Source organism: Sulfitobacter sp. 1A10359, from assembly GCF_043558145.1.
GTDB classification, from domain to species: Bacteria; Pseudomonadota; Alphaproteobacteria; order Rhodobacterales; family Rhodobacteraceae; genus Sulfitobacter; species Sulfitobacter faviae.
The window spans coordinates 204227-228479 of the sequence record NZ_JBIFGB010000003.1 but is presented as its reverse complement, the minus strand read 5'-3'; the positions used below and the strand labels follow the sequence as shown (position 1 = coordinate 228479).

26 protein-coding genes and 1 riboswitch are annotated in these 24253 nt (G+C 65.7%); of the genes, 23 read left to right on the top strand and 3 right to left on the bottom strand.

Going from position 1 to position 24253, the window contains the following annotated elements:
- The first annotated feature begins 7 nt into the window (after positions 1-7).
- The 4 genes from ACGYK2_RS09535 to ACGYK2_RS09520 are packed head-to-tail and all read left to right on the top strand — an operon-like array spanning position 8 to position 4156.
- Complete coding sequence (locus ACGYK2_RS09535; protein ID WP_271688507.1) at positions 8-1135, top strand: ABC transporter ATP-binding protein; 1128 nt, start codon at positions 8-10, stop codon at positions 1133-1135.
- A gap of 2 nt (positions 1136-1137) precedes the next feature.
- On the top strand, positions 1138-2013 hold the full coding sequence (locus tag ACGYK2_RS09530; RefSeq protein ID WP_168613629.1) for an ABC transporter permease subunit: 876 nt from the start codon (positions 1138-1140) through the stop codon (positions 2011-2013).
- Positions 2010-2831, top strand: a complete 822-nt coding sequence (locus ACGYK2_RS09525; RefSeq protein WP_067265716.1) for an ABC transporter permease — start codon at positions 2010-2012, stop codon at positions 2829-2831. Before ACGYK2_RS09530 ends, ACGYK2_RS09525 begins: the two co-directional genes overlap by 4 nt.
- Complete coding sequence (locus tag ACGYK2_RS09520) at positions 2828-4156, top strand: FAD-binding oxidoreductase (RefSeq protein WP_271688504.1); 1329 nt, start codon at positions 2828-2830, stop codon at positions 4154-4156. Before ACGYK2_RS09525 ends, ACGYK2_RS09520 begins: the two co-directional genes overlap by 4 nt.
- A gap of 10 nt (positions 4157-4166) precedes the next feature.
- Here the strand turns inward: ACGYK2_RS09520 and ACGYK2_RS09515 are convergent, their stop codons facing one another.
- A complete protein-coding gene (locus tag ACGYK2_RS09515) occupies positions 4167-5066 on the bottom strand; it encodes a rhodanese-related sulfurtransferase (protein WP_271690010.1) in 900 nt (299 codons plus the stop codon).
- Positions 5067-5164: 98 nt separating this feature from the next.
- Between ACGYK2_RS09515 and pncA the strand changes: the two genes are divergently transcribed.
- Both pncA and pncB read left to right on the top strand, forming a co-directional pair.
- On the top strand, positions 5165-5761 hold the full coding sequence (pncA, locus tag ACGYK2_RS09510) for a bifunctional nicotinamidase/pyrazinamidase (RefSeq protein ID WP_271688501.1): 597 nt from the start codon (positions 5165-5167) through the stop codon (positions 5759-5761).
- A 69-nt stretch (positions 5762-5830) separates the two neighbouring features.
- Complete coding sequence (gene pncB, locus ACGYK2_RS09505) at positions 5831-7123, top strand: nicotinate phosphoribosyltransferase (RefSeq protein ID WP_271688500.1); 1293 nt, start codon at positions 5831-5833, stop codon at positions 7121-7123.
- 3 nt (positions 7124-7126) lie between these two features.
- On the opposite strand, the gene ACGYK2_RS09500 is transcribed toward pncB, so the two are convergent.
- A complete protein-coding gene (locus ACGYK2_RS09500) occupies positions 7127-8137 on the bottom strand; it encodes a PAS domain-containing protein (protein ID WP_271688499.1) in 1011 nt (336 codons plus the stop codon).
- Between the two features lie 165 nt (positions 8138-8302).
- Positions 8303-8520, top strand: a riboswitch (cobalamin riboswitch).
- Between the two features lie 33 nt (positions 8521-8553).
- On the opposite strand from ACGYK2_RS09500, the gene ACGYK2_RS09495 reads away from it, so the two are divergent.
- The 10 genes from ACGYK2_RS09495 (at position 8554) to cobJ (ending at position 18100) form a co-directional block, all read left to right on the top strand.
- Entirely contained in the window at positions 8554-8724 is a 171-nt protein-coding gene (locus tag ACGYK2_RS09495; protein ID WP_082849519.1) for a CbtB-domain containing protein, read from the top strand.
- 212 nt (positions 8725-8936) lie between these two features.
- The gene (locus ACGYK2_RS09490) at positions 8937-9620 is read left to right on the top strand and encodes a CbtA family protein (protein ID WP_271688498.1); all 684 of its coding nucleotides are present in this window, start codon (positions 8937-8939) and stop codon (positions 9618-9620) included.
- A gap of 11 nt (positions 9621-9631) precedes the next feature.
- Positions 9632-10144, top strand: a complete 513-nt coding sequence (locus tag ACGYK2_RS09485; RefSeq protein WP_271688497.1) for a hypothetical protein — start codon at positions 9632-9634, stop codon at positions 10142-10144.
- Between the two features lie 72 nt (positions 10145-10216).
- Positions 10217-10591 carry a DUF1636 domain-containing protein gene (locus ACGYK2_RS09480; RefSeq protein ID WP_271688496.1) on the top strand — a complete coding sequence of 125 codons (375 nt, stop codon included), beginning with the start codon at positions 10217-10219 and terminating at the stop codon, positions 10589-10591.
- Positions 10588-11622, top strand: a complete 1035-nt coding sequence (gene cobW, locus ACGYK2_RS09475; protein WP_271688495.1) for a cobalamin biosynthesis protein CobW — start codon at positions 10588-10590, stop codon at positions 11620-11622. Before ACGYK2_RS09480 ends, cobW begins: the two co-directional genes overlap by 4 nt.
- A gap of 6 nt (positions 11623-11628) precedes the next feature.
- Complete coding sequence (gene cobN / locus ACGYK2_RS09470) at positions 11629-14871, top strand: cobaltochelatase subunit CobN (RefSeq protein WP_271688494.1); 3243 nt, start codon at positions 11629-11631, stop codon at positions 14869-14871.
- Positions 14868-16016, top strand: a complete 1149-nt coding sequence (gene cobG / locus ACGYK2_RS09465) for a precorrin-3B synthase (RefSeq protein ID WP_271688493.1) — start codon at positions 14868-14870, stop codon at positions 16014-16016. The genes cobN and cobG overlap by 4 nt, the downstream gene beginning before the upstream one ends.
- Complete coding sequence (locus ACGYK2_RS09460) at positions 16006-16635, top strand: precorrin-8X methylmutase (protein WP_271688492.1); 630 nt, start codon at positions 16006-16008, stop codon at positions 16633-16635. The genes cobG and ACGYK2_RS09460 overlap by 11 nt, the downstream gene beginning before the upstream one ends.
- Positions 16636-16637: 2 nt before the next feature.
- On the top strand, positions 16638-17369 hold the full coding sequence (cobI, locus tag ACGYK2_RS09455; RefSeq protein WP_271690009.1) for a precorrin-2 C(20)-methyltransferase: 732 nt from the start codon (positions 16638-16640) through the stop codon (positions 17367-17369).
- The gene (gene cobJ, locus ACGYK2_RS09450) at positions 17366-18100 is read left to right on the top strand and encodes a precorrin-3B C(17)-methyltransferase (protein ID WP_271688490.1); all 735 of its coding nucleotides are present in this window, start codon (positions 17366-17368) and stop codon (positions 18098-18100) included. Before cobI ends, cobJ begins: the two co-directional genes overlap by 4 nt.
- Here the strand turns inward: cobJ and ACGYK2_RS09445 are convergent.
- Positions 18076-18825 carry a cobalt-precorrin-6A reductase gene (locus tag ACGYK2_RS09445; RefSeq protein ID WP_271690008.1) on the bottom strand — a complete coding sequence of 250 codons (750 nt, stop codon included), beginning with the start codon at positions 18823-18825 and terminating at the stop codon, positions 18076-18078. The two genes, cobJ and ACGYK2_RS09445, sit on opposite strands and share 25 nt — an antisense overlap.
- On the opposite strand from ACGYK2_RS09445, the gene cbiT reads away from it, so the two are divergent.
- From cbiT to cobF, 7 genes are read left to right on the top strand one after another with little or no spacing between them, the layout of a single operon-like run.
- Positions 18824-20005 carry a precorrin-6Y C5,15-methyltransferase (decarboxylating) subunit CbiT gene (gene cbiT, locus ACGYK2_RS09440; RefSeq protein WP_271688489.1) on the top strand — a complete coding sequence of 394 codons (1182 nt, stop codon included), beginning with the start codon at positions 18824-18826 and terminating at the stop codon, positions 20003-20005. The genes ACGYK2_RS09445 and cbiT overlap by 2 nt on opposite strands.
- Positions 20002-20370: a cobalamin biosynthesis protein gene (locus tag ACGYK2_RS09435; protein ID WP_271688487.1), complete on the top strand. Its 369-nt coding sequence runs from the start codon at positions 20002-20004 to the stop codon at positions 20368-20370. Before cbiT ends, ACGYK2_RS09435 begins: the two co-directional genes overlap by 4 nt.
- 5 nt (positions 20371-20375) lie before the next feature.
- A complete protein-coding gene (gene cobM, locus ACGYK2_RS09430) occupies positions 20376-21161 on the top strand; it encodes a precorrin-4 C(11)-methyltransferase (protein WP_271688486.1) in 786 nt (261 codons plus the stop codon).
- The gene (locus tag ACGYK2_RS09425; RefSeq protein ID WP_271688485.1) at positions 21158-22480 is read left to right on the top strand and encodes a cobyrinate a,c-diamide synthase; all 1323 of its coding nucleotides are present in this window, start codon (positions 21158-21160) and stop codon (positions 22478-22480) included. The genes cobM and ACGYK2_RS09425 overlap by 4 nt, the downstream gene beginning before the upstream one ends.
- Positions 22480-23205 (top strand): uroporphyrinogen-III C-methyltransferase, encoded by a 726-nt coding sequence (cobA, locus tag ACGYK2_RS09420; protein ID WP_271688484.1) that lies wholly within the window; start codon positions 22480-22482, stop codon positions 23203-23205. The genes ACGYK2_RS09425 and cobA overlap by 1 nt, the downstream gene beginning before the upstream one ends.
- A complete protein-coding gene (locus ACGYK2_RS09415) occupies positions 23202-23504 on the top strand; it encodes a DUF1636 domain-containing protein (RefSeq protein WP_271688483.1) in 303 nt (100 codons plus the stop codon). The genes cobA and ACGYK2_RS09415 overlap by 4 nt, the downstream gene beginning before the upstream one ends.
- The gene (gene cobF / locus ACGYK2_RS09410) at positions 23501-24250 is read left to right on the top strand and encodes a precorrin-6A synthase (deacetylating) (protein ID WP_271688482.1); all 750 of its coding nucleotides are present in this window, start codon (positions 23501-23503) and stop codon (positions 24248-24250) included. The genes ACGYK2_RS09415 and cobF overlap by 4 nt, the downstream gene beginning before the upstream one ends.
- Positions 24251-24253 lie beyond the last annotated feature (3 nt).

Here is a 24253-nt window from a genome sequence, read left to right as displayed (position 1 = left end):
CTCAACCGTGAGCCCAACCGTCTTCGCCCCCTGGAACGACCCCGACGAAAAGCCGCTCATTCGCTTTAAGAATGTGACCAAGAAATTCGGCGAATTCGTCGCCATCGACGATCTGTCTTTGGATATTTACGCGCAGGAATTCTTTGCCCTTCTTGGGCCTTCGGGCTGTGGCAAGACGACGATGATGCGGATGCTGGCCGGGTTCGAAAGCCCCACCACCGGGCGCATCGAATTGGCAGGGCAGGACATCGCCCCGGTGCCCCCGAACAAACGCGCGGTGAACATGATGTTCCAATCCTACGCGCTGTTTCCGCATCTCAGCATCTGGGACAACATCGCCTTCGGCCTGCGCCGCGACAAGATGGAGAAGGACGCCATCGCCGCCCGCGTGGCCGAGATGCTGAAGCTCACCCGGCTAGAGAAATTCGCCCGCCGCAAACCGCATCAGATCTCCGGCGGCCAACGGCAGCGTGTCGCGCTGGCGCGCTCGCTAGCCAAAGCGCCGAAGCTTCTGCTGCTTGATGAACCCTTGGGCGCGCTGGACAAGAAGCTGCGGCAAGACACCCAGTTCGAGCTGATGGACATCCAAGAATCCACCGGCACCACCTTTGTCATCGTGACCCACGACCAAGAAGAGGCGATGACCGTCGCCTCCCGCGTGGCGGTGATGGACGAGGGGCGCGTGATTCAAGTGGCCACCCCGGCCGAGATCTATGAAGCGCCGAATTCCGTCTATGTCGCTGACTTCATCGGTGACGTGAACATCATCGAAGCCAGCACCAAGGCCATTGGCCAAGATCAATACCATTTGAACTGGATCGAGGGGCAGCCGCCGCTGACCGCCACCTCTGCCGCGCCGTTCAGCGAGGGGCAGCAGGCCCATCTGGCAATCCGGCCCGAGAAAATCCGCATTTCGACCGAGCGGCCCGAGGATGCGCCTAATGCGCTACAGGGCAAAGTGCTCGACATCGCCTATTTGGGGAACCTTTCCACCTATCACGTCGAACTGCCCGGCGGCCAGGTGATCAAGGCGCAGACGGCCAACACTCGCCGCATCGCACGGCGTGACATCACATGGGAAGACCCGGTCTGGATTTCATGGAGCGCCACCGCAGGCGTTTTGTTGGCGCAATGAACATGCGTCGCTTCGCCCTGATCGCGGTCCCGTACCTCTGGCTGTTGGCGCTGTTTCTGGTGCCTTTCCTGATCGTTTTCAAAATCTCCCTGTCCGATACGGCACTGGCGATCCCGCCCTATACGCCGACGATCAAGGACGGCATCGGCGCCCTAATCGCCCAGTTGGATTTCGAGAATTTTACCTTCCTCGCCTCCGACGACCTTTATTGGAAAGCCTACCTTAGCTCCCTGCGCATCGCCGTTGTATCGACCGCGCTGACGCTCTTGGTCGGCTATCCCATCGCCTATGGCATGGCCCGCGCCCCCGAAGAGTGGCGCGCCACATTGATGATGTTGGTGATCCTGCCGTTCTGGACCTCCTTCCTGATCCGCGTCTATGCGTGGATGGGCATTCTCAGCAACGAAGGGCTGCTGAACCAACTCTTGATGGGGTTGGGTCTAACGGCAGAGCCTTTACAGATCCTTAATACCAATACGGCAGTCTACATCGGCATCGTCTATACCTACCTGCCGTTCATGATCCTGCCGATCTATGCCGCGCTGGACCGCTTGGACGAATCCCTGAATGAGGCGGCGGAGGATCTCGGCTGCTCGCGTTTGCAAGCCTTCTGGCTGGTGACGATCCCCTTGTCGCGCAACGGCATTGTGGCGGGCAGCTTCCTTGTCTTCATCCCTGCCTTGGGCGAATTCGTGATCCCCTCGCTTTTGGGCGGGTCGGGCACGCTGATGATCGGCAAGGTGCTGTGGGAGGAGTTTTTCAACAACCGCGACTGGCCGGTGGCGAGTGCGGTGGCGGTGATCCTGCTGCTGATCCTGATCATTCCGATCATCCTCTTCCAGCGCAACCAGCAGAAACAGGCGGAGGCCGAACAATGAAGCGGATGACATGGTTCAACGTGACCTCGCTCACGCTGGGGTTCGCCTTTCTTTACCTGCCGATGATCATTCTGGTGATCTACAGTTTCAACGCCTCGAAACTGGTGACGGTCTGGGCCGGATTCTCGACCCGCTGGTATGGCGAGCTTTTGCAAAACGAAGCCTTCCTGAATGCGGCTTGGGTCACGCTGAAGGTCGCGGTGATCTCATCCTCCATCGCCACGGTGCTGGGCACCATGGCGGCCTATGTGTTGGTGCGCGGCGGGCGGTTCATGGGGCGGACGTTATTCTCCGGCATGATCTACGCGCCGCTGGTGATGCCCGAGGTGATCACCGGCCTTTCGCTGCTCTTGCTCTTCATCGGCATTGGGCTGGACCGGGGCGTGCTGACCATCGTGCTGGCGCATACGACCTTTTCGATGTGCTATGTCTCGGTCGTCGTCTCCTCCCGGCTGGTGTCCTTCGACCGTTCGTTGGAGGAGGCCGCGCTCGACCTCGGTTCTTCCCCGTGGGAGGCCTTCCGCCTCGTGACCCTGCCGATCATCGCGCCTGCGGTGATCTCGGGCTGGCTTCTGGCCTTCACGCTCAGCCTCGATGATCTGGTCATTGCCTCCTTCACCGCCGGGCCATCGGCCACAACGCTGCCGATCAAGATCTTCAGCGCCGTGCGTTTGGGCGTCTCGCCCGAGATCAACGCGCTCTCGACGATCATGATCGCCATCGTGACCGTAGGGGTCATCACCGCATCGCTGGTCAGCAAACGCTCAAGCCTGCGCGCGCAGGAGGAAGCCCGCGCGGCGGAACGGCCCGCCGCATGAAGCGTATCTACGCGGATTTCGCCTATTCCGAAGCGCCGCGTGCGGGCTGCTGGTGGGACCAGACCCATGGCGCGCCGGAGCGGCCGGCGCTGCAGGGCGCGGCGCAGGCCGATGTGGTGATCATCGGCGGCGGTTTCACCGGCCTCAACGCCGCGCTGCATCTGGCGCAGGCCGGGGTTGGGGCCACGGTGCTAGAGGCCGAGCGCGTGGGCTTTGGCGCTTCGGGCCGCAACGGGGGCTTTTGCTGCTTGGGCGGCGGGATGCTGGACGACGCGGCGCTCGACCGGAAATTCGGGCGGACAGAGCGGCTTGGCTGGCGGCAGGCCGAGGTGGCAGCGATCCGACAGGTGGAGGATTTCATCGTCGCCCGCGGCATCAATGTCGATCGGCATTCCCAAGGGGAAACCCAGCTGGCCCACCGCCCGCGCGATTTCGAAGAGATGCGCGGCAGGCTGGCTTACTACGCAGAGAATTACGGCGTCACGGCCCGGCTGACCGAAAAGGCCGATCTGGCCGCCGAGGGGCTGAACGCAGGCTTCGAGGGCGCGATCACCGTGCCGATTGGCTTTGGAATAAACCCCCGCAAATATGTGACCGCCCTCGCGCAGGCCGCGGAAGAGGCGGGGGCCGCGATCTATCACAACAGCCCGGCCACCGGGGTGACAGGGCACGAGGGCGCGTTCGAGGTTACGACCCCGCAGGGCCGCATCCGGGCCGAGCGGGTGATCATAGCCACCAATGGCTATTCCTCCGAAGACCTGCCGACATGGCTGGCCGCGCGTTACATGCCGACGCAATCCAGCGTGATCGTGACCCGCCCGATGACCGAGGCCGAGCTTGCCGCTCAAGGTTGGACCAGCCAACAGGCCTGCTATGACAGCCGCCATCTGCTGCATTACTTCCGGCTGATGCCTGACAATCGTATGTTGTTCGGCGTGCGCGGCGGGCTGATGTCCAACCCCAATTCCGAGCGGCGCGCGCTGGCCCGGGCCCGCGCGGATTTCGAGGCGATGTTCCCCGCGTGGCGTCATGTTGAAACGCCGCATGGCTGGTCCGGCATGGTCTGTATCGCGCGCAATCGCATGCCCTTCGTGGGGCAGGTGCCGGATCAGCCGGGGATCTTCGCAGGGCTGTGCTACCACGGCAATGGGGTGGCGATGGGCAGCTATTCCGGTGCGCTCTTGGCTGATCTGGTTCGCGGCATAACGCCCGAGCGGCCCTATCCCGCCCCCATGCGCGCCCCGCTTGCACGGTTCGAACTGGGTCGTTTTCGCCGGGCGGTCATGCCCTTTGCCTATGCGGGCTTCGCGCTGTCGGATCGCTGAGGGGGGGCGGTCAGCCCTCTTCCCGCGCCGCGCGTTCCTTGGCCAGCGTGATCTGGCGCTGGCGTTCGCGGAACCGTTCCTTATCCTCTGCCGAGGTCTCATCCACACATTGATGACAGGACACCCCAGCCTCATAGGCGGGGTGCTGCGTGTCCTCGGGCAGGATCGGGCGGCGGCAGCCGTGGCAAAGCATATGCGGCCCCTCGCGCAGCCCATGGCCAACGCTGACGCGGTTGTCGAAGACGAAACAGTCGCCTTCCCATGTGCTTTCCTGTTCGGGCACCTCTTCGAGGTATTTCAGGATACCGCCTTTGAGGTGGAAGACATCCTCGACGCCCTGACCGATCAGGTAGTTGGTCGATTTCTCGCAACGGATGCCGCCGGTGCAGAACATCGCGATCTTCTTATTGTGGAAGCGGTCTTTGTTCGCTTCCCACCACGCGGGAAATTCACCAAAGCTCTCGGTCTCGGGGTCGACCGCGCCTTCAAAGGTGCCAATCGCCACTTCGTAGCTGTTGCGCGTGTCGATCACCGCCACATCGGGGGAGCGGATCAATTCGTTCCAATCCTTCGGGTCGACGTAATGGCCCACCTTGGCGCGGGGATCTACATCGGGCTGGCCCATCGTCACGATCTCGCGCTTGATGCGCACCTTCATCTTGCCGAAGGGCGGCTTGTCGCTGGTGGCCTCTTTCCACTCCAGATCCGCGCAGCCGGGCAGGGCGCGCAGATGGGCGATCACCGCGTCGATCCCGGCGCGCGGCCCGGCGATGGTGCCGTTTACCCCTTCGGGGGCCAACAGCAGCGTGCCCATGACCGATTGCGCCTCGCAAAGCGCCAAGAGCGCGGGTTTGAGCGCGGCGGGATCGTCGAAGCGGGTGAAGTGATATAGGGCGGCGATGGTATACATGAGCGTCAAATAAGCGCTTCGGCGGCAAAGCTCAATCCGGCGCGTGCCATTGACCTACCCCATCCGCCGCCCTACCCCTTTTGGTAAGGAGAATGCCCATGACCCATGCCCTGATCGTGATCGACGTTCAAAATGATTTCTGCCCCGGCGGCGCGCTGGAAGTGCCGCAGGGCGATGAGATTCTGCGCGGCATCAACGCGCTGATGCCCGAGTTTGACGCGGTGGTCCTGACGCAGGACTGGCATCCGGCGGTGCATTCGTCATTCGCGTCGTCGCATAGGAACAACGGGCCTTACGAGATCGTCACCATGCCCTATGGCCCGCAGGTGCTCTGGCCCGATCACTGCATCCAAGGCAGCATTGGCGCGCAGTTCCACCCCGAGCTGCAAACCGACCGCGCCGATCTGATCATCCGCAAGGGCTATAACCCCGACATCGACAGCTATTCAGCGTTTTTCGAGAATGACCACCGTACGCCCACGGGGCTCGAAGGCTACCTGCGCACACGCGGGATCGAGCGGCTGACCATGGTGGGGCTGGCGCTGGATTTCTGCGTGAACTTCTCGGCGGTGGACGCGGCGAAGCTGGGGTTCAAGGTCGATGTGCGCGAAGACCTGTGCCGCGCGATTGATCTGGACGGATCGCTTGCCAAAGCCCGCGAAGGCATGCGCGCGGCGGGGGTGACGCTGGCCTGATCCGCCGCTTTCCCCTTGCCCATCTGTCCGCCCCCTTGGCATGAAGGGGCACGCAATAAGGAACCTCCCATGGTCGACATCGCCACCCGCGTCTATAACCACAAGTGGAAAATCGACCCCATCGTGCGGTCGCTGATCGACACGGATTTCTACAAGCTCTTGATGTGCCAATCGGTGTTTCGCAACAAGCCGGACACGCAGGTCACCTTTAGCCTGATCAACCGCTCCACCCATATCCCGCTGGCCAAGCTGATCGACGAGGGGGAGTTGCGCGAGCAACTCGATCACATCCGCTCTCTCAGCCTCAGCCGGGGGGAGAGCACATGGCTGCGCGGCAATACCTTCTACGGCAAACGCCAGATGTTCCGCCCCGATTTCATGGAGTGGTTCGAAGGCATGCGCCTGCCGCCCTATCATCTGGAGCGGAAGGGCGATCAGTATGAGCTGACCTTTGAGGGCAAGTGGCATGAGGTCATGCTTTGGGAAATTCCCGCGCTGGCGGTGTTGATGGAGCTGCGCAGCCGTGCAGCGCTGGACCCGATGGGCAAGTTCGAGCTTCAGGTGCTTTACGCGCGCGCGATGACCCGCGTCTGGGAAAAGATCGAAGCGCTGCGCGAGGTGGATAACCTCTCGATCGCTGATTTCGGCACGCGGCGGCGGCATTCCTATCTCTGGCAGGATTGGTGCGTGCAGGCGATGCATGAGGGGCTGGGCGATGCTTTCACCGGCACCTCCAACTGTCGCATCGCCATGATGCGCGAGCTTGAGGCGATTGGCACCAACGCGCATGAGTTGCCCATGGTCTATGCGGCTTTAGCCGAAGATGACGCGGAGCTTGCCCGCGCGCCCTATGATGTGCTGTCGGATTGGCATGACGAGCACGAAGGTAACCTGCGGATCATCTTGCCCGATACCTACGGCACTAAGGGCTTTCTCGATCACGCGCCGGATTGGCTGGCGGGCTGGACCGGCATCCGCGTCGACAGCGGCGATCCGGCCACGGCGGCGCAGACGGCCATTGACTGGTGGCGCGCCCGCGGCGAGGACCCGACGACCAAGCGAGTGATCTTCAGCGATGGGCTGGATGTGGACAAGATCAAGGAGTTGCACGCGCAGTTTGCGGGCAAGGCCAAGGTCTCTTTCGGTTGGGGGACGCTGTTGACCAATGACTTCCGCGGGCTGGTGCCGAATGATGCGCTGGCACCCTTTAGTCTGGTCTGCAAAGCGGTCAGCGCCAACGGGCGGCCCACGGTCAAACTGTCGGACAACCCCAACAAGGCGATGGGTCCGGTGGATGAGATCGCGCGTTACAAGCGTGTTTTCGGGGTCGGAGAGCAGGCCGCGCAGCAGGTGATCGTCTGACGGTCAGCCTTCGCCAAGGGCGGCCACGGGGAACTCCGCCGTGGCAATCAACCCTTCGGGCTGCCAATCGTAGTGCAGGGTGCCACCGACCGCGCGGGTCAAGGACTGGATGATCCGCGAGCCGCTGTTGCGCGGAGACTTGATGACCTCCGGCCCGCCTGTTTCGCGCCAGACAAACCGCAGGCGGGCAGGCTCCTGAAGGATGGTGATATCGAGCGATACCCGCCCGGTATCGGAACTGAGCGAGCCGTGTTTCACCGCATTCGTCGCCAGCTCGTGCAAGGCCAGCGTCAGGGGGGAAACGAGGCGGTGCGAGATCAGCGGATTCGCCCCGGTGAGGTTGATCTGATCCTCGGTGGCCGAGGTATAGGCCCGCATGATCGGCCCCATCAGCGTCTCGAAATCCACCTCATGCTGGTCGCTGCGGCCAATCGTGTCGAAATGCGCCGCGCCCAAGGCGGCCAGCCGCTCGATCACCTTGTCGGCAAAGGCCGCGGGGCTCGGCTCCTCACGGGCGGTCAGGCGGACCATGGCGGTCATGACGTTGACGATATTGCGCAGCCGGTGCAGCAATTCGTCATCGGCCAATTGCCGGTGCTCCCGCTCCGCCCGGCGGCGTTCGGAAACGTCGAGTTGCGAGCCGAAGAAGTAGATCAGATTGCCATCTTCGTCATTGATCGGCCCCAGTTGCAGGGCGTTCAGGAAGCGGCTGCCATCCTTGCGGTAGTTCACGATCTCAACCGTGTCGACCCGGCGCGCCAGTAGGATTTCGCGCACCGCATCGACGCTTTCGCGCGTGGTTTCCGGGCCTTGCAGGAAGCGGCAGTTCTGGCCCACGATCTCATCCAAGCCATAGCCGGTCAGATCGGTGAAAGCGTCATTCACATAGACGATGGGGTTGTCCGGCAGGGTCGGGTCGGTGATGCACAGCGGCAGGCGGGCATAGCGCACGACCTTGCCTAGAACGTCTTCGGTCAGGGTCTGCCGAGCGGCGGAGACCGTGTTGTCGTTCATGAATTCCCGCCCTTTGATCAAAACTGGCCGTCAATGTGCCCTGCACGTGGCTTTTGGGTCAACCCGCATACTGGGGGTTGGGCCATATTTATCTACTAAATGCTGTATGCGCCATACGGTTCCGCGAGGTTCGATAAATGCGGCTTGTCAGGAAGGGCCTAAAATGCGTAATTGAGGGCGCTTGGTGTCCCGAAAAGCGCCTTCGAGTGTGGGACCGAAAAGGGAATTCAGTAAGGGGTCGCCCGACCCTGAAGCCGAAGCCGCCCCCGCGACTGTAAGCGGTAAGCCAATGCCCCTCGTGCCACTTGTCCTTTCGGACGGGGAAGGCGGGCAAAGGCCACGACCCGCGAGCCAGGAGACCTGCCAGGCAAATGAAACGCTAGATCCCGTCGGGTGTGACGGTAAGGAGATTGAAGATGACGACGATGATTAAGACCGCCGGTGCCACGCGCAGCAAACTCGTACCGGCGCTGTTTGCCGCCGTATTGGGTGTGGCTCTGATGGCGCTGACCGGCCATGTGCAGGCCGCAGCACTGCATGATGCCGCCCATGACGTGCGCCACGCGACAGGCTTTCCCTGCCACTAAGCGCCGCGTTCGGTATCACTGGGGTCCGGGCTGCCATGCCGCAGTCCGGCTGTCTGTGATTCTGCCATTTATCAATGCCTGCCTTTCGCTGTTTTGCCCGCGCCCGCCGTTCGCTGCGTCGGGAGGGCTTTGGCACATCTTGAGGCTGGCTGATGGCTCGGCCCGCGTTTCGCGCGGCGCTGAGTATCATTTCGCATCTAAGGATCATTGCGATGTTTTCACGTTTTCTGACTTCCGCCCTGTTTGCCGGGGCCTCTGCCGGCCTGTTGACCGGCCTGCTGCAACTCTATTTCGTGCAGCCCGTGCTGCTTCACGCCGAGCTTTATGAGACCGGCGCGCTGGTGCATTTCGGGGCCGACCCCGTCAGCGCGCACCCCGATTTGCCCGGTTTCGATGCCGTCCGCGATGGGTTGAGCCTGATCTTCACCATGCTGACCTATACCGCCTATGCGCTGATCCTTCTGGCCGCGATGAGCCTTGGCGAAGAGCGCGGCGCGGTAATCGATGGCCGCTGGGGCATCCTTTGGGGTGTCGCCGGTTTCGTGGCCTTCCACCTCGCGCCGGGGTTCAGCCTTGCGCCCGAAGTGCCCGGCGTCGCCGCCGCAGACATCACTGCGCGGCAGATCTGGTGGTTCGCCACCGCAGCGGCAGCGTTGGTAGCGCTTTGGCTGCTCGCCTTCGGCAAAGGCTGGGGCGCGTGGATCGGCGCGGCGGTTCTGCTGATGGCCCCCCATGTCGTCGGCGCACCCGAACCCGAAAGCTTCAGCGGCCCGGTACCGACAGAGATCGGCGCGCTCTTCGCCGCGCGTGCGCTTGGCATCGGCTTGGCCGCATGGGTGTTGCTGGGCAGTTTCGCCGGGTTCTTTTGGCAACGTGAAGGCGCGCAGAGCGCCTGAGGGAGGTCGAAATGGACAGATCACTGGCGCTTTTCGCCATTGGATTGGTCTTTGGCGGTGGCATCGGTTTTGCCATCGCCGCAAGCAACGGTGTGACCTTCGACGGCCATGACCACGGCGACCCTGCCGCCCATGGCGGCGGCGGGCATGTGGCCATGGATCACGGTGGCGCGGATCACGCGCGCATGCATGGCCAGCCCATCGCGCTGGCCGCCGAAGAGGCCCCCAGCCTTGCAATCCGCGTGACCCCCGACCCGATGTCAGGCCATAACCTTTTTGTTGAGACCGAAGGCTTCGCCTTTGCCCCCCAGAACGCCAGCGGCGAAAATCAACCGGGCGAGGGCCATGCCCATGTCTATGTCAACGGTGCCAAGATCGGGCGGCTTTATGGCCCGTGGCTGCATCTGGCTGACCTGCCCAAGGGCGAGGTCACGGTAGAGGTCACGCTTAACGCCAACGACCACCGCCCCTTGGCGGTGAACGGCGCGCCGATTACAGCCCGCGAGGTGCTGACAGTTGAATAATCGCACCGCCTCCCCTTTTCATGGCGGGCCGGAGCGCATACCCGGCACGCATAACTCGATGGGACAAGATCAATGAGCGCAACCCTACATGTCTGCAGGACCTGCCGCGCAGGCGAGGTGCTGGAGGAAGACGCCCCGCGCCCCGGTGCGCAGCTTCATGCCGCCCTCGACGCCGCAGGCGCGCCAGAGGGCGTGACCATCGTGCCAGTGCAATGTCTTTCCGCCTGTTCGCAGGGGGCCGCCGTGGCGCTGTCTGCGCCGGGCAAATGGTCCTATGTCTATGGCCGCTTGACCAAGGAAGACGCCGCCGACATCCTTGCCGGAGCCGCCGCCTATGCCGCCACCCAAGACGGGCTGGTGCCATGGCGCGAACGCCCGGTCATCTTTCGCAAGCAAAGCCTTGCGCGTATCCCCCCTTTGACCCTGCCGCAGGAGCCTACCGCATGAGCGATCTCGCCAAAATTCCCGTTACCGTCATCACCGGCTTTCTCGGCGCTGGTAAAACCACGCTCATCCGCCATTTGATGACCAATGCAGGCGGGCGCCGCCTTGCGGTTCTGGTCAATGAGTTCGGCACCGTGGGGGTGGATGGGGACATCCTGAAATCCTGCGCCATCGACGACTGCCCGGCGGAGAATATCGTCGAGCTGGCCAATGGCTGCATCTGTTGCACCGTGGCCGATGATTTCATCCCCACCATCGAAGCGTTGATGGCCCTGCCGACGCGCCCCGATCACATCCTGATCGAAACCTCTGGGCTGGCCCTGCCAAAACCGCTGCTCAAGGCCTTCGACTGGCCCGCGATCCGGTCCAAGATCACCGTCGACGGCGTCATCGCGCTGGCCGATGCCGAGGCCGTGGCCGCTGGCACTTTCGCCGCCGATGTCGCCGCCGTGGACGCGCAGCGTCTGGCCGACGACAGCCTCGACCACGAAACGCCGCTCTCCGAAGTGTTCGAAGATCAGATTTCCTGCGCCGATATCGTGCTGATGTCCAAGGCCGATCTGGCCGGTCCCGATGGCCTCGCCAAAGCCCGCAAGGTGATCGAAGAGGAAAGCCCGCGTGAGATTCCGATCCTTGAGATGACCGAAGGCGTGATCGACCCCAAGGTCGTGCTGGGCCTCAACGCCGCCGCCGAAGACGACCTCGCCGCGCGCCCTTCGCATCATGACGGCCACGACGATCACGAGCATGACGATTTCGAAACCGTGGTGATCCCGATGCCGGAAGTGTCGGATGTCGATGCGCTGGTGGCCTCGATCGAACGGCTCGCGCGCGAGCAGAACATCCTGCGCGTGAAGGGCTATGTCGCGGTCGAGGGTAAACCGATGCGCCTGTTGGTGCAGGCCGTGGGCGCGCGGGTGCGCCAGCAGTTCGACCGCCCTTGGGGCAGCGACACGCGCGCCGGGCATCTGGTGGTGATCGCCGAGCATGACGACATCGACCTTGCCAAAATCCGCGAGACTTTGGGAGCCTGACCGCCCATGCATGTCGTCTTTCGCGAAAGCCACGGGTTGGAGGATACCGACACCCCCTATGATCCGGGGCAAACCCCCGCCGATCTGGTGGTGCTGTCGTTTTCCGACAGTGACCTCGGCGCTTTCGCGGCAGGCTGGCATCGCGGCGGCGGCAAGGAGGGCAAGCTGCCCTCGCTGCGGCTGTGCAACCTCGTGGCGCTGCGGCACCCGGCCTCGGTCGACAACTATATCGAACAGACGCTGACCGGGGCCAAGGGCATTTTGATCCGCCTCATCGGGGGGGAGAATTACTGGCCCTACGGCATCATGCAGGTCCAAGACTTCGCCCGCCGCCATGATATCGCGCTGGCCGTCTTGCCGGCCGATGGGCGCGAGGATCCGGGGCTCGACGCGCATTCGACTTTGCCGGTTTCCACGCTGCGCCGTCTTGCGCATCTTTGTGATGCGGGCGGGCCGGTGGCGGCGCAGGCCGCGCTGGCGCAGATGGCGCTGGCGGCGGGCTTTTACGCCGGGCCGGTCATGGGCACGAAAACGGTGCCCGATTGCGGCTATTACGACCCCGATCAAGGGGTGCTCCCCCTCGCCGACGCGGCGGGGGAGACTGTCGCGGTTACCTTTTACCGCAGCTATCTTCTGGCCGCCGATACCGCGCCCGTCGACGCGCTGATCCGGGCGTTGCGGGCGGCGGGGCTGAACGCCATCGGGCTTTTCGTACCCTCGCTCAAATCCGATCCTGCGCGGGGCTTTCTGGACGATGCCTTGGCGGCGATGAAACCCGTGGCCATCGTCAACGCCACCGCCTTTTCGGGGCGCGGGGATGATGGCACCTCCCCGCTCGACGCGCCGGGCTGCCCGGTGTTTCAGGTGGCCCTCTCCACCGCCCGGCGGCGCGACTGGGACGAAAGCGAGCGCGGCCTTTCCCCCGCCGATCTGGCGATGCATGTGGTCCTGCCCGAGGTCGATGGCCGCATCTTCGGTGGCGTCGTCAGCTTCAAGAGCCCCGGAAAGCGCGACCCCGATCTGCAATATTCCCGCTTTGCCCACCGCGCCGAAGAGGCGCGGATCGAGGCTGTCGTCGCCCGCGTGCTGGGCTGGCATCGGCTGGCGCAGACCCCGGCGGCCACGCGCAAGCTGGCACTGGTGCTCTCGACCTATCCGGGGCGGGACGATCAGCTGGCCCATGCGGTCGGGCTCGACGCGCTGGCCAGTGTCGAAGACATGCTGATGCGTTTGGCGGGCGAAGGCTATGGCGTCACGCCTCAGATCGGCTTTGGCCGCAGCCTGACCGAAGCGCGCATCACTTGGCCCCTTGCCGACTATGAGGTGGCGCTGGCAACTTTGCCGCAGGCGTTGCGTGATGATCTGGCGCAGGCTTGGGGCGCGGCGGAGGACGATCCGCTGGCTCAGGACGGCGCCTTCCACTTCGCCGCGCAAACCTGCGGCAACGCGCTGGTCGCGCTGCAACCCGAGCGGGGCGATCTGCAAGACCGCGAAGACAGCTATCACGACCTCGCCCGCACGCCGCGGCATTCCTATGTGGCCTTCTACCTCTGGCTGCGGGCGCAGGGGCATCATGCGCTGGTGCATATCGGCGCGCATGGCACGCTGGAGTGGCTGCCGGGCAAGGCGGTGGCCCTTTCGGGCGATTGCTGGCCCGAGGCGCTGACCGGTGATCTGCCGGTGATCTACCCCTTCATCGTTAACGATCCCGGCGAAGCGGCACAGGCCAAGCGGCGCATCGGGGCGGTGACGCTCGGCCATCTGCCGCCCCCGCTGAAAGACAGTGAAACGCCCGATGGGCTGTTGCGGCTGGAACGGCTGCTGGACGAATATTCCACTGCCGACGGGCTCGACCCCGCGCGCCGCGACCGGCTGGTCGACACGATCCGGGCCGAGGCGCAGGCGGCGGGGGTGGAAGATGACCTCGGCCTCGACGCCGCCAGTTCCTCGGCCGAGGCGCTAACCCGGATCGACGCCTTCGTTTGCGACATCAAGGAAAGCCAATACGGCGATGGTTTGCACGTCTTCGGCGCGGGGGCGGGCGAATGGGACGGGCTGCTGACCGCACTGGCGGGGCGGCGCGTCACCTCCGGGCCCTCCGGCTCGCCCTATCGCGGGCGGTCGGATGTGCTGCCCACGGGGCGCAACCTCTATGCCGTCGATCCGCGCGGGGTGCCCAGCCGGGCCGCCCATGCGCAGGGGGTGAAACTGGCCGAGGAACTGCTCAGGCGGCATCTGCAAGACAATGGCGACTGGCCGCGCGGGCTGGTGATCGACCTTTGGGGCTCGGCCACCATGCGCACGGCGGGCGAAGAGGTCGCCATGGCGATGCATCTCGCCGGGATCGCGCCGAAATGGGATGAGGGCAGTGAACGGGTGTCGGGTTTCGAGGTGATCCCGCTGACCCTGCTGGACCGTCCGCGCATCGACGTGACCCTTCGCATCTCGGGCCTGTTCCGCGATGTCTTTCCCGGCCTCGCGCAGCTTTTCGAAGCCGGGGCGGCGGCATTGGCCGAACGCGAAGAAGCGCCGGATATGAACCCCTACCTCACCCGCACGCCGCGCGTTTTTGGCCCCAAACCGGGCCTTTACGGCGTGAATATGGAAGCAGCCTTGCAAGACTATTCCGACGCGGGTCGCGCCGCGGCGGGCGAGGCGTGGCTTGCGGGGTCGGAATGGGCGATCAATGCCCAAGGCGAGGCGCATCAGGACCGCGCCGCGCTGGAGGCGCAGTTGCAGCGCGCCGATGGCTTTGCTCATGTGCAGGACTTGGCCGAAAGCGATATCCTGCTCGCCTCGGACTATGCCAGCCACGAAGGCGGCTTTGCCGCCGCGATGGCGCATCTGGGCGCGCAGAAACCGGCGATGTACCACCTTGACCACACCCGTGCAGGCAGCCCCCGCGCGCGCTCCATGCCCGAAGAGATCGCCCGCGTCGTCCGCGCCCGTGCGGCCAATCCCAATTGGGCCAGCGGCATGATGCGCCATGGTTTCCGCGGCGCGGCAGAGGTGGCCGCGACGCTCGACAACCTTGCTGCCTTTGCGCATCTGACGCGCGAGGTGCCTGCGCATCTCTTCGACCTTTATTTCGACGCCACGCTGGGGCGCGAAGATCTCGTGGCCTTCATGGAGGCCGAGAACCCCGCGGCCTTGCAAGCCATGCGCGACCGTTTTGCGGCGCTGCGCGAGTCCGGCCTCTGGCTGACCCGCCGCAACTCGATCTCGGCCACGTTGGACGGGGTGACGTGAGCGCGGCCCCGGCGATCAAGGGCTGGTGCCCCGGTGCGTTGCGCCCGATGCTCTCGGGCGATGGGCTGGTGGTGCGTCTGCGGGTGCCGCAGGGGCGCTTGACCCCGGCCCAAGCCCGCGGCGTGGCAGGGCTGGCCGCGCGCTATGGCAATGGCATGCTCGACCTGTCGAACCGGGGCAATCTGCAACTGCGCGGCGTCGATCCCGCGCGGCATGAAGGGCTGATCGAGGCGCTGCGCGCGCTGGCGCTGATCGATGTGGATGAGCGGACGGAGCGACGGCGCAACATCATGGTCAGCCCCTTTTGGCAGGCGGGCGATGATACCGAATTCCTGAGCCATGCCCTCTCATCCGCCGCGCAGTCCCATGCGCTGCCGGATGTCTCCGCCAAATTCGGCTATGCGGTCGATGCGGGGCCGCAGCCGGTGTTGCAGGCCGATCCCGCCGACATCCGTTTCGAGCGGTCGGCGAAGGGGCAACTGCTACTCTGCATCGAAGGGGCGCCGCGGGGCAAACCCGTAACCCGCGCGACTGCGGTGGCCGAGGCCATCGCGCTTGCCGAATGGGTGCGCGCGCAGGGGGTGACCCGCGCTGCGCGCGCCACGGCCACGGGGGCACCGCTTCCCGCCGGTTTCGACCATCCACGGCAGACAGGGCAGGGCACACCCGCCCTCGGTGCCTATCCGGCGGGGGCGCTTGCTGCCTGTGCTTTCGGGCAGATGGAGGCCGAGACGCTTGCCGCGCTCGCCGAGCTTGGCCCGCTGCGCCTGACCCCGTGGCGGAGGATGCTGATCGAAGGTGCCACGCGGTTGCCTGATCTGTCCGGTCTTATCACCGCCGCCGATGACCCGTTGCTGCGCGTCATTGCCTGTATCGGTGCGCCGGGCTGCGCACAGAGCCGGGGCGAGACGCGCGCGCTGGCCCGCCGCCTTGCCGCCGTGGTGCCAAAGGGTCAACGCCTGCACGTCTCGGGCTGTGCCAAGGGCTGCGCCGCGCCGCGCGCTACCGACCTCACCCTGACCGCCACCGCGCCAGCGCGCTATGACCTCATCCACGATGGCCGCGCCGATGCCCCGCCTGATCTGCGCGGGCTGACCCCCGCCGCCATCGCCTCTCACCTTAGAAAGTCCGCCGATGCCCCATAGCTATATCACCGACGGTGCCGAGATTTACCGCCAGTCCTTTGCCACCATCCGCGCCGAAGCGGCGCTGGCGCGGTTCACCCCCGAGGAAGAGATCGTCGCCGTGCGCATGATCCACGCCGCGGGCATGGTGGGACTGGAGGAACACATCCGCTTTTCCGAAGGCATGGCCGTGGCCGCGCGGGCGGCGCTGGAAGACGGTGCGCCGATCCTCTGCGACGCCTATATGGTCAGCGAAGGCATCACCCGCAAACGGCTGCCGCGCGAGAATGAGGTGATCTGCACCCTGCGCGACCCCTCGGTGCCGGATTTGGCCGCGAAGATGAGCAACACCCGCTCTGCCGCCGCGCTGGAACTGTGGCGGCCCCATCTGCAAGGTGCCGTGGTGGCCATCGGCAATGCGCCCACGGCGCTGTTTCACCTGCTCAACATGCTCGAAGACCCCGATTGCCCGCGCCCGGCGGCGATCATCGGCTGTCCGGTGGGCTTCATCGGCGCGGCGGAATCGAAAGAGGCTTTGATGCAGGACCTGCCGGTGCCCTCGATGATCGTGCAGGGGCGTTTGGGCGGTTCGGCGATCACCGTGGCGGCGGTGAACGCCTTGGCCAGCAGGGTGGAATGACGATGGGCAAGGTTATCTGCGCGGGCCTTGGTCCCGGCGACCCCGAACTGATGAGTGTGAAATCCCACCGTGCCATTCGCGGCGCGCGGCATCTGGCCTATTTCCGCAAGAAAGGCCGCGCGGGCCAAGCACGCCGGATCGTTGAGGGGATGCTGCGCGACGACGTGGTGGAATATGCGATGGAATATCCCGTCACCACCGAGTTGCGCTTTGATTCGCCCGAGTATCGCGCCCAGATGGTCGCATTTTACGAGGAATGGGCCGACCGGCTAGAAGCCTTGGCGCAGGATCACGAGGTCGTCGTGCTCTGCGAGGGTGACCCTTTCTTCTACGGCTCCTTCATGCATCTGCACACGCGGCTTCAGGGCCGCGCCGAGGTTGAGGTGCTGCCCGCGATCCCCGGCATGGTGGGCTGCTGGAATGCGCTCGATACGCCCTTCACTTGGGGTGACGACGTGGTAACCGTTTTGATGGGCACGCTGCCCGAGGCCGAGTTGACCGATCACATGAAGCGCGCCGATGCGCTGGTGGTGATGAAGACGGGCCGCAACCTGCCCAGCGTGCGCCGCGCGCTGGCGGCGGCGGGCAAGTTGGAGGACGCTTGGCTGGTCGAACGCGGAACCATGCCCGACCAGCGGGTGGCAAGGCTTTCTGACGTGGCGGATGACGACTGCCCCTATTTCGCGATCGTCTTGGTCCATGGCCAAGGCCGCAGACCGGAGGCGGAGACATGAGCGGCATCCTTCATATCGCGGGCCTCGGCCCCGGTGACGACGCGCTTGTCACGCCCGAGGTGACCGAGGCCTTGGCGCAGGCCACTGACGTTATCGGCTATATCCCTTACGTCGCCCGCGTCGCCCCGCGCGACGGGCTGACCCTGCACCCCAGCGACAACCGGGTGGAGTTGGACCGCGCGACCCATGCCCTGCAACTGGCGCAGGCGGGCGCGCGGGTGGTGGTGGTCTCTTCGGGTGATCCGGGTGTTTTTGCCATGGCCTCAGCCGTGTTCGAAGCGGTGGAGCGGGAACCGGCGTTTGAAAGCGTCGACGTCCGCGTGCTGCCCGGTATCACGGCGATGCTGGCGGCGGCGGCGCGGCTTGGGGCGCCTTTGGGTCATGATTTCTGCGCGATCAACCTCAGCGACAACCTCAAGCCCTGGGCGATGGTGGAGCACCGTTTGCGGATGGCCGCGCGGGCGGATTTCGCCATGGCCTTCTACAACCCCCGCAGCAAATCCCGCCCGCATCAATTCGCCGAGGCGTTGGAGATTTTGCGCGCCGAATGCGGGCCGGAGCGGCTGATCACCTTCGCCCGCGCCGTGACCACGCCGGAAGAGGCGTTCAACACCGTCACATTGGGCGAGGCGACGCCCGAGATGGCGGATATGCGCACCGTGGTGATCGTCGGCAATTCCGCGACGCGGCGGGTCGGGCGCTATGTCTATACGCCGCGCAGCGCGGTATGATGTAGCCAATGCATCACTTCGGTCACATCATTGGCGGCCACTTCGCCCGGCAGTTTCGGCCGCTCGGCCAAGATCACCGGCAGGCCAAGGCTGCGGGCGGCATCCAACTTGGCCCGCGCGCCAGCGCCTCCGGCGTTCTTGGCGACCACATGGGTGATTGCATGGGTCTGCATCAGCGCGGTATCGCCCGCCACGTCAAAAGGCCCGCGCGCCAGCACGACCGTCGCCCGCGGCAGCGGCAGCGGGTCGCGTGGCGGATCGACGAGGCGCAGGAGGTAGCGGTGCTGCGGTTTCGCGGCGAAAAGCGCCAGCTGCTGCTTGCCGATGGCCAGAAACACCCGCGCCGGGCTGTCGGGCAGGGCGGCGGGCAGCGCGGTGAGGTCGGGCACGAAGGTCCAGTCGTCACCCTCCTGCGGCTCCCACGCGGGGCGCTCGAACCGCACGAGCGGCAGGTCTTGCCGGGCGCAGGCGACGAAGGCATTGTTGCTCATCCCCGCGGCGAAGGGGTGGGTTGCGTCGACGACATGGGTGATCGCTTCGGCTTTGAGATAGGCCACCAGCCCCGACACGCCCCCGAAGCCGCCGACGCGGGTGGGCAGGGGCTGGGCCACGGGGCTGTCGGTGCGCCCGGCATAGGAAAACACCGCGTCGATCTCGGCTTTGGCCAAGGCGCGGGCCAAGGCGCTGGCTTCGGTGGTGCCACCCAAAAGAAGGACGCGCATAATGGGTGACCCTTGGCTCAGCATCATCGGAATGCCCGACGATAGCGCGGATGCCTTGCCCCCGGCAAGCCGCGCGGCGCTGGCAAAGGCCGAGGTGATCTTTGGCGGGCCGCGTCATCTGGAGCGGGCAGGCGCAGGCGCGCGCGGGCGCGCTTGGCCGGTGCCCTTCTCGGTCGAGCCGGTGTTGGCCGAGCGCGGCAAACGCGTGGCGATGCTGGTGTCGGGCGATCCCTTCTGGTTCGGCGCGGGCGGCAGCATCGTCGGCGCGTTGCAGCCCGACGAATGGCACAGCCTGCCCGCGCCCTCGACCTTCTCGCTGGTGGCCAATGCGCTCGGCTGGCGGTTGGAGGAGGTTACCTGCCACGGGTTGCATGCCGCACCGCTGGCGCAGTTGCGCGGTGCCCTGCGTCCCAACGGGCGGATGATCTGCCTGCTGCGCGATGGGAAAGCCCCTGCGGCGCTGGCGGAGTTTCTCTGCACGCAAGGCGCGGGCACGGCCACGCTGCATGTGGCCGAACGGCTGGGCGGCCCCGATGCGCGGGTGCGAGAGGTGCGGGCGGATCGCTTCGATCTGACGGATGTGCAAGCGCCGGTGGCGGTCGGGGTCGCGCTGCCCAAAGGCATCGGCCTGCAGCGCTCCCCCGGCCTGCCGGATGACCATTTTGCCAGCGACGGCCAAATCACCAAGGCGCCGGTGCGGGCGCTGACGCTGTCGGCCCTCGCCCCTCGGCCCGGCGAGTTGCTGTGGGACATCGGCGCGGGCAGCGGCTCGGTCTCGGTCGAGTTCTGCCTTGCCGGTGGGCGCGCCATCGCCTTTGAGCAGCACGCCACGCGGGTCGAGAATATCACCCGCAACATCGCAGATTTCGGCCTGAACGCGCGTATGCAAGCGTTTCATGGCCGCGCACCAAATGTCTGGGCGGGGCAGCCTTTGCCTGATGTCGTCTTTGTCGGCGGCGGCGGGAACGCGGCGCTTTACGATGCCCTCCTGCCTGCGCTACCAGCGGGCACGCGGCTGGTCGCCAACGGTGTGACGCTGGAAACCGAAGCGCTTTTGGCGCAGTTGCAAGCGGCCCATGGCGGTAACCTGTTGCGGATCGAACTGGCGCAGGCCGCACCTTTGGGCCGGATGCGCGGCTGGCAGCCGCTGCGGCCCGTGGTACAATGGAGCGTGACACTATGAGGATGGCCGGGATCGGATTTCGGGGCGCGGCAAGCGTGGCGTCATTGCGCGACGCGCTGGAGCGGGCCAACCCCGATGGCACCAAGATCGACGCGTTGGTGACCGAAGCCGCCAAGGCCCGCGCCACCGTCTTCCGCGAGTTCGCGCAAGAGTTGGGCGTGCCGGGGCTGGGCATCACCACCGAAGACTTGGCCCGCATGATAACCCCCACGCAATCGGCCCGGATCGAAGACCGTTTCGGCACCGGCTCCCTGTCCGAGGCCGCCGCATTGGCTGCCGCCGGGCCGGGGGCGGTATTGGTTGCCGAACGCGTCGTTTCGGGCGATGCCATGGCCACCGCGGCGATTGCCGAGAGGAAAGGATAGATACCGTGACTATACATTTCATCGGGGCCGGGCCGGGGGCGGCGGATCTCATCACCCTGCGCGGGCGCGACCTGATCGCGGCCTGCCCGGTCTGCCTCTATGCCGGGTCGCTGGTGCCCGAGGCGTTGCTGAGCCACTGCCCCGAAGGCGCGCGGATCGTCAACACCGCACGGCTGTCGCTGGATGACATCATGGAGGAAATCGCCGCCGCCGATGCCGCAGGTCATGACGTGGCGCGGCTGCATTCGGGCGACCTGTCGGTCTGGTCGGCGATGGGCGAACAATTGCGCCGCTTGCGCGAGATGGGCATCGCCTATGACGTGACGCCGGGGGTGCCATCCTTTGCCGCCGCCGCGGCGGAACTGGGGGCCGAACTGACCCTGCCGGGCGTGGCGCAATCGGTGATCCTGACCCGCACCTCGGGCCGCGCCACGGCGATGCCCGAAGGCGAGACGCTGGCCAATTTCGCCCGCACCGGGGCGACGCTGGCCATCCACCTGTCGGTGCATGTGCTTGATAAAGTCGTCGAAGAACTGACCCCGCATTACGGTGCCGATTGCCCCGTCGCCGTGGTCTGGCGTGCAAGCTGGCCCGATCAGCGCATCGTCAAAGCGACGCTTGCGACCCTGCGCACCGAAGTGGGCGAGGAAATGGCCCGCACCGCGCTGATCCTCGTGGGCCATGCCATCGGGGCCGAGGATTTCGGCGAGAGCCGCCTTTACGCCGCCGATTATGACCGCCGCTTCCGCCCCGTCGGGGCCGAGCCGCGCTTTCCGGAGACCTCCTCATGATCCCGCCCGGCCTGCTGATTTCCGCCCCCGCTTCCGGCACGGGCAAGACGACCTTGATGCTGGGGCTGTTGGCCGCGCTGCGCGCCGAAGGTGTCGCGGTGCAGCCGTTCAAAAGCGGCCCTGATTACATCGACCCTGCCTTTCACACGGCGGCCTCGGGCCGGGCGTCTTTCAACCTCGACAGTTGGTCGATGGACCGCGCGCGGATCGAAGGGCTGGTCGGCAATGCCGATGGGGCCGAATTGATCCTCGGCGAGGGGTCGATGGGGCTGTTTGACGGTGTGGCCAAACCGGGGGCCTGCGGCAATGGCGCCAGCGCCGATGTCGCGGCGCTGATGGGCTGGCCGGTGGTGCTGGTGCTCGACGTATCGGGGGCGGCGCAATCGGTGGCGGCCACGGCGCTCGGCTTTCGCGAGATGCGGCCCGATGTGGAACTGGCGGGCGTGGTGTTGAACCGCGTCGCCTCCCCCCGGCATGAGACGCTGGTGCGCGCGGGGATGGAGGCTGTCGGGATCAAAGTCTTCGGCGCGCTGCCGCGCCGGGTGGAAATCGAAATGCCCGAGCGTCACCTCGGGCTGGTGCAGGCCGGAGAGCAGGAAAACCTGCCCGATCTGTTGGGGCAGGCGGCGGCCTTCGTCGCGGCCCATGTCGATGTCCCCGCCCTGCGGGCCGCCGCGCGGGGCACGTTGCAGAACCCACCCGCACCGGCGCAGATCACCCCGCCCGGGCAGCGCATCGCGCTGGCGCAGGACAACGCTTTCGCTTTTGTCTATCCGCATCTTTTGGCCGGATGGCGCGCGGCGGGGGCAGAGGTTCTGCCCTTCTCCCCGCTCGCCGATGAAGCGCCGGACGACAGTGCCGATTGCTGCTGGCTCCCCGGTGGCTACCCTGAACTCCACGCCGGCAGGCTGGCCGCCGCCGCGCAATTCCGCGACGGGCTGCGCGCCTTTGCCGAGACCCGCCCCGTGCACGGCGAATGCGGGGGCTATATGGCGATGGGCGCGGGCCTCATCGACAAAGAGGGCGCCCGGCACGAGATGGCGGGGCTTCTGGGGCTCGAGACCTCTTTCGCCAAGCGCAAGATGCATCTGGGCTACCGTCAGGCCGACCTCAACGCGCCGATCCCCGGCCATTCCGCACGGGCCGAATTGTGCGGGCATGAGTTCCACTATGCCACGATCCTTGCCGAGCCGGACGCCCCGCTGGCGCGGATCACCGACGCCAATGATCTTGAAGTGCCCGAGACCGGCTCGGTCCGCGATTTCGCGGGGGGCGGGCGTGCCACGGGCACCTTCTTTCACATGATCGCGGCGCTGTGATGGGGGGCTTTGTTTCCTTCGTCTCCTCCGGCCCGGGCGACCCGGAGCTCTTGACCGTCAAGGCCGTGGCGCGGTTGCAGGCGGCCGATGTGGTGCTCTTCGATGACCTCAGCGCGGGCCCGATTTTGGAGCACGCGCGCCCCGATGCGGACCTGATCGGCGTCGGCAAACGGGCCGGGCGCGCCTCGCCCAAGCAAGACCATGTGAGCCGCGTTCTGGTCGATCATGCGCAAGCCGGGCTAAAGGTCGTGCGGTTGAAATCCGGCGACAGCGGCATGTTCGGACGGCTGGAGGAAGAGATCATCGCCCTGCGCGCGGCGGATATCCCTTTCGAGATCGTGCCGGGCGTGACCGCCGCCTCTGCCGCCGCAGCCACCGCAGGCATCCCGCTGACCCGCCGCATGACGGCGCGGCGCGTGCAATTCATCACCGGCGCGGATGTGACCGGCGAATTGCCGCGCGACGTGAACATGGCCGCCTTGGCCGATCCGATGGCGACCACCGTGGTCTATATGGGCAAACGCACCTTTGCGGGCCTTGCTGCACGATTGATCGAACACGGGCTGCCAGGCCACACGCCCGCGCTGCTGGCCGAGGCGGTTTCGACCCCGGCGGAGAAGGTGCAGCGCTTCACGATCGGAACGCTGGCGCGCCATCTGGAGAGCACCAGCAGCACCACGCCCGCGCTGATCTTTTACGGACCATTGGCCGAGTTCGAGACGTGAAGGCGTTTGTCTGCACCTCCTGCACCGCTGATGGCGGCTTTCTGGATGTGGTCCGCGCGGGTCTGTCCGAGGTGGAGGTCGAAGGCATCGACTGTATGTCAGGCTGCACGCGGGGCCAGACCATCGCCTTTCGCGCGCCAGGCAAGGTGGCCTATCTGTTTGGAGAGATCACCGAGGCGGATATGGATGACCTGCGCCGTTTCGTGGTGCTCTACCGTGCGTCGCCGGATGGCAAATTCCCCGATGCGCGGGTGCTCGGCGGGCTGCGGCTGAAAGCGATTGCGAGGATACCGGGATGAGCGCGCTTGAACTCACTTTGATCGGCATCGGCACCGGCAACCCTGAGCATCTGACGCTGCAAGCGATCCGGGCGATGAACGCGCAAGACCTGATCTTGATCCCGCAAAAGGGCGCGGGCAAGGATGATCTGGCGGGGCTGCGGCGGAGCATCTGCGACGAGGTGTTGACCAATGAGGCGGTGCAGATCGTCGGCTTCGATCTGCCCGTGCGCGACCCGGCGATCGAGGATTACCGCGCCCGTGTCGACCACTGGCATGATGCGATTGCCGAGGCGTGGCGCGGGGCGATGGCCCAGCATCCGATCGCCCGGCGGGTGGCGCTGCTGGTCTGGGGCGACCCGTCGCTTTATGACAGCACCCTGCGCATCGCCGCGCGGCTGGAACCTGCGCCGCGCATCACCGTGATCCCCGGCATCACCTCATTGCAAGGGCTGACGGCGGCTCATGCGATCCCGCTGAATGAAATCGGCGCGCCCTTCATGGTGACCACCGGGCGGCAATTGCGCGATCACGGCTGGCCCGAAGGGGTCGATACGTTGGTGATCATGCTTGATGGCGATTGCGCGTTTCAGACGTTGGAGCCTGCGGAGGTGACGATCTGGTGGGGCGCCTATGTCGGCATGGCCGAAGAGATCATCCGCCACGGCCCGCTGGCCGAGGTTGCCGAAGACATCATCGCCACCCGTGCCGCCGCCCGCGCGGCGCATGGCTGGATCATGGACATCTACCTGCTGCGGCGCGGCTGATCC

What these genes read in the sequence shown, in the direction of transcription:
- cobF (WP_271688482.1), top strand. Translation starts at nt 23,501, where the DNA reads ATGAGCGCGCTTGAACTCACTTTGATCGGCATCGGCACCGGCAACCCT.
- cobJ (WP_271688490.1), top strand. Translation starts at nt 17,366, where the DNA reads ATGAGCGGCATCCTTCATATCGCGGGCCTCGGCCCCGGTGACGACGCG.
- ACGYK2_RS09530 (WP_168613629.1), top strand. Translation starts at nt 1,138, where the DNA reads ATGCGTCGCTTCGCCCTGATCGCGGTCCCGTACCTCTGGCTGTTGGCG.
- ACGYK2_RS09435 (WP_271688487.1), top strand. Translation starts at nt 20,002, where the DNA reads ATGAGGATGGCCGGGATCGGATTTCGGGGCGCGGCAAGCGTGGCGTCA.
- ACGYK2_RS09485 (WP_271688497.1), top strand. Translation starts at nt 9,632, where the DNA reads ATGGACAGATCACTGGCGCTTTTCGCCATTGGATTGGTCTTTGGCGGT.
- ACGYK2_RS09425 (WP_271688485.1), top strand. Translation starts at nt 21,158, where the DNA reads ATGATCCCGCCCGGCCTGCTGATTTCCGCCCCCGCTTCCGGCACGGGC.
- cobA (WP_271688484.1), top strand. Translation starts at nt 22,480, where the DNA reads ATGGGGGGCTTTGTTTCCTTCGTCTCCTCCGGCCCGGGCGACCCGGAG.
- cobI (WP_271690009.1), top strand. Translation starts at nt 16,638, where the DNA reads ATGGGCAAGGTTATCTGCGCGGGCCTTGGTCCCGGCGACCCCGAACTG.
- ACGYK2_RS09480 (WP_271688496.1), top strand. Translation starts at nt 10,217, where the DNA reads ATGAGCGCAACCCTACATGTCTGCAGGACCTGCCGCGCAGGCGAGGTG.
- cobW (WP_271688495.1), top strand. Translation starts at nt 10,588, where the DNA reads ATGAGCGATCTCGCCAAAATTCCCGTTACCGTCATCACCGGCTTTCTC.
- ACGYK2_RS09515 (WP_271690010.1), bottom strand. Translation starts at nt 5,066, where the DNA reads ATGTATACCATCGCCGCCCTATATCACTTCACCCGCTTCGACGATCCC.
- pncA (WP_271688501.1), top strand. Translation starts at nt 5,165, where the DNA reads ATGACCCATGCCCTGATCGTGATCGACGTTCAAAATGATTTCTGCCCC.
- ACGYK2_RS09460 (WP_271688492.1), top strand. Translation starts at nt 16,006, where the DNA reads ATGCCCCATAGCTATATCACCGACGGTGCCGAGATTTACCGCCAGTCC.
- ACGYK2_RS09490 (WP_271688498.1), top strand. Translation starts at nt 8,937, where the DNA reads ATGTTTTCACGTTTTCTGACTTCCGCCCTGTTTGCCGGGGCCTCTGCC.
- ACGYK2_RS09525 (WP_067265716.1), top strand. Translation starts at nt 2,010, where the DNA reads ATGAAGCGGATGACATGGTTCAACGTGACCTCGCTCACGCTGGGGTTC.
- ACGYK2_RS09500 (WP_271688499.1), bottom strand. Translation starts at nt 8,137, where the DNA reads ATGAACGACAACACGGTCTCCGCCGCTCGGCAGACCCTGACCGAAGAC.
- cobN (WP_271688494.1), top strand. Translation starts at nt 11,629, where the DNA reads ATGCATGTCGTCTTTCGCGAAAGCCACGGGTTGGAGGATACCGACACC.
- pncB (WP_271688500.1), top strand. Translation starts at nt 5,831, where the DNA reads ATGGTCGACATCGCCACCCGCGTCTATAACCACAAGTGGAAAATCGAC.
- cbiT (WP_271688489.1), top strand. Translation starts at nt 18,824, where the DNA reads ATGGGTGACCCTTGGCTCAGCATCATCGGAATGCCCGACGATAGCGCG.
- ACGYK2_RS09495 (WP_082849519.1), top strand. Translation starts at nt 8,554, where the DNA reads ATGACGACGATGATTAAGACCGCCGGTGCCACGCGCAGCAAACTCGTA.
- ACGYK2_RS09520 (WP_271688504.1), top strand. Translation starts at nt 2,828, where the DNA reads ATGAAGCGTATCTACGCGGATTTCGCCTATTCCGAAGCGCCGCGTGCG.